Raw genomic sequence first — 2879 nt, forward strand, 5'->3', positions numbered from 1 at the left:
CGGAAGCGTTCTGTTGAGTCATGGGGGCCTCAGAATGTAGTACCCCGGTGTCGCCCGTAAAGGGAGGACGTCCCCCAGGGCAGACTTGTTGCCGGAATCCGGCGGGTCGATGCGTCAGTGACGCAGGTGATGATGCAAGTCTATGCCGGGAAAGCGCCGCTAGTTGCCCGAATCATGCGCAAAACAACCCCGCTTTGACCGCGAGTCTGATACCGACGGCGAAAAAAAAGCCGGCGCTGAGCGCCGGCTGTGATTCAGGAAAATTGCTTCAGAGCAGCGAGGTCTGCGCGAGGCGTGCACCGTCAATCCGGGCAATCATCGCCGCTTCCCGCTCGCGGAACACGCGTGATTTTTCCGCGCCTACGCCATTGTGCTTTTCCATCACATAGGAGAAGCAGACAGGGTTGGCCGGACCGCGCCACGCTTTCCACTCTCCCATGATCAGCTCGCGCACTTCGGCGGGACACGCGAAGTACTCGCGACGCGCGTCACGCCACTGGCGGGCAAACAGGTCACGCATGCGTTGCTCGCTGCGGTCGAACATGCGCTCACGACGCTCCCTTTCTTCGTCGACCGAAAGCGCACGTGGCGCTTCAATCTGGTCGGCAAACAGCGGATACGCCTGCGCAATCCTGTCGGCGGCACGCTCCTGGCGACGCAGGTGCAGCGTCTCCATGCGCGACGTCCAGCGGTAGCCCTCATAACGAGGATATCGATCGAATCGCACGACAGTCTCCTCAGGCTGCAACGCGCTCGAGCATCGCGCGCGCATAATCCAGCGTGCCATCCTTCGCACGCAGTGTCCTCGCCTCGCCACGCTCGGGATTCACGAGCGCATACTGCCTGCTCGCCCCCTTGCGCCAATCGCGGATCTCACGGAAGCCCCTCCTCGATCGCAGCTTCGACATGCTGTGCGCCGTCGATGATGACACCGTCGGCGCGCTGATACTTCGTGCGTTGCGCCGCCTCCTTCGCACGTTGCGCATCTTCCGCCTTTCGTTGCGCCGCCTTGCGTTCCGCATCAGCCGATTCCCACGCTGCCTGGGCCGCTTCATCCATACCGCACAGGGCGAAGATTGCGCGACGCCGGGTTTTCGAGTTACCGCCACGCAGTTTGACGCCGTAATGCTCTTCGACGGCGCGCTTGCTGCTGCGGTTTCGATCGTCGGGGCTGTCCAGCACCTCCAGCAACAACGGGAGGTGATGCTGTTCGATGGCGACGGCCATGCGGTTTGCCCATTCGAAGGTCTCACGACCATGCGAGAGCAACGCCATCTCACGCTCCAGCTTATGCCGTCGCGCAGTCGTGCGCCCCTGGGTGCGCTCCATGTCGGCCCTGTCCAGAGATTTGTCCCGCTTCGAGTCGGCCAGAATCTGGCGCAGACGCCCGGCGAAAGCATTAACGGGTGTTCCCAACGTCAGCGGCTCGTTGAACATCGGCGGCAATGACTCCGCGGACAGGATACCTGCCGCGAAAAGCGCGTCGTCGACCGAGACGAAATCACAGGCAGCCGGCAAGCCGTCGACGGCCGCTACGATCGCGTCCACGTTCTGAGCCGTAATCGGCAGCTTCGCGGCTCGCATCACCGACACCACCCACCGATGTTTCTCGGCCGGCATGCGCCCGCGTAGCTCAACCACGTTGAGCAACGATTCTGCCCACTCCAGGTCGTAGCGAAAGGCACACTCCATCTTTCGATAATCCTCGAGCACCACATCAGGCACAGGCTCGTTGCGCAACAGTGCGTACGCCACGTGCACCTCATGCCTGGCGTTCACGCCACCACCCGGCGCGGGCGGCCCGCCTGCCCCGAAGCCGAAGCGCTCAACGGCTGCGTGATGGAACAACGGCGACAGGTCGAAGAACTGGCGAGCGTTGCGCGCTGCTGCACGTTCCGCATCAATCTGGCTGCTGGACAGGAAACGCTCCGGCGCGCGAGAAAGATCGAACAGGCTGAACAGTTCGTCCCAATGCGCCGGGCGGATCTGCCACGGCTTCGGCTCCGCGCCATATTGGCCGAGCCAGTGCGCGCGGACCTCGTCAAAGAGGGATGCGATTACTTCGGCCGCCGTGCCAGCGCGGCGGATCGCCAGCGTGCCGTTGTAGCGCGTAACGGTTGCGGCAGCGCTGTCGCACTGCAGCCCGATAAGCGCCGTTTCGGTTGCCTGCACGCGCTCATCACGGAACAGGGACAGCACACCGGCGAGCGTGGCGACAAGGAAGGTTTCACCGGGAATCGTCAGTTTGTACATAGGGAGTTGGCTCCAAAAGAAGCGGGGCCAACACCCCATCTGGGGACGTTGGCCCCGAATGGGTGTGAAGTAGATGAAAGACGGGGGTGATCAGTCGATGTCGAGCATCCGCGACACGACGGCAGCGACGGCCCACGCTCGCGTGCGCGACAAGGTCTTGATGCGCAGAACGGGCTGGCTCTTCCAGTGGCCAGCCTCGCCGGTTTCGATGAACTGGATGAAGTCGATCTGGATCATCCAGCCTTCCGAGTATCCGCGCGTGACAGACAGCGCGAGACGCCGACGCGGGGTGCCGCCATCAGGCCAGTCACGTGTATCGACCAGCCCGAAGTAGTCTTCGTTCGGGTCCCCAACGAGATTGGCAGCATCAACCCATTCCGGTTCGATTTCAGACTGACGAAGGGCATGCTCTATGTGGTCGACGACCTGCCGGACAGTTTTTTCGGCAGGATCAAACGGCGTGCTGGCGTGCACGGCGGGTGGTTCGAGTAGTTCGGGCATAGGATTCAGAAAGCAAAAAAGGCCACACCCGGGTGGGTGCAGCCTTTGATGAATGACGGGCTGAAGAACTCCAGCCCGGATCGAAATTTGATGTCTATCGCGGGATGCGCGGGAAACGACGCTCC

General features: G+C 62.3%; 3 protein-coding genes. All 3 read right to left on the reverse strand.

The window, feature by feature from the left end:
• Positions 1-268 precede the first annotated feature (268 nt).
• Positions 269-676: a hypothetical protein gene (locus tag AABE10_RS36045; RefSeq protein WP_342937814.1), complete on the reverse strand. Its 408-nt coding sequence runs from the start codon at positions 674-676 to the stop codon at positions 269-271.
• Between the two features lie 197 nt (positions 677-873).
• The gene (locus tag AABE10_RS36050) at positions 874-2253 is read right to left on the reverse strand and encodes a hypothetical protein (RefSeq protein WP_342937815.1); all 1380 of its coding nucleotides are present in this window, start codon (positions 2251-2253) and stop codon (positions 874-876) included.
• Positions 2254-2343: 90 nt separating this feature from the next.
• Positions 2344-2879, reverse strand: a 536-nt coding sequence (locus AABE10_RS36055; RefSeq protein ID WP_342937816.1) for a hypothetical protein, incomplete at its 5' end; no start/stop codon positions are given.

This window comes from Paraburkholderia diazotrophica, assembly GCF_038900755.1.
Classification (GTDB): Bacteria; Pseudomonadota; Gammaproteobacteria; order Burkholderiales; family Burkholderiaceae; genus Paraburkholderia; species Paraburkholderia diazotrophica_A.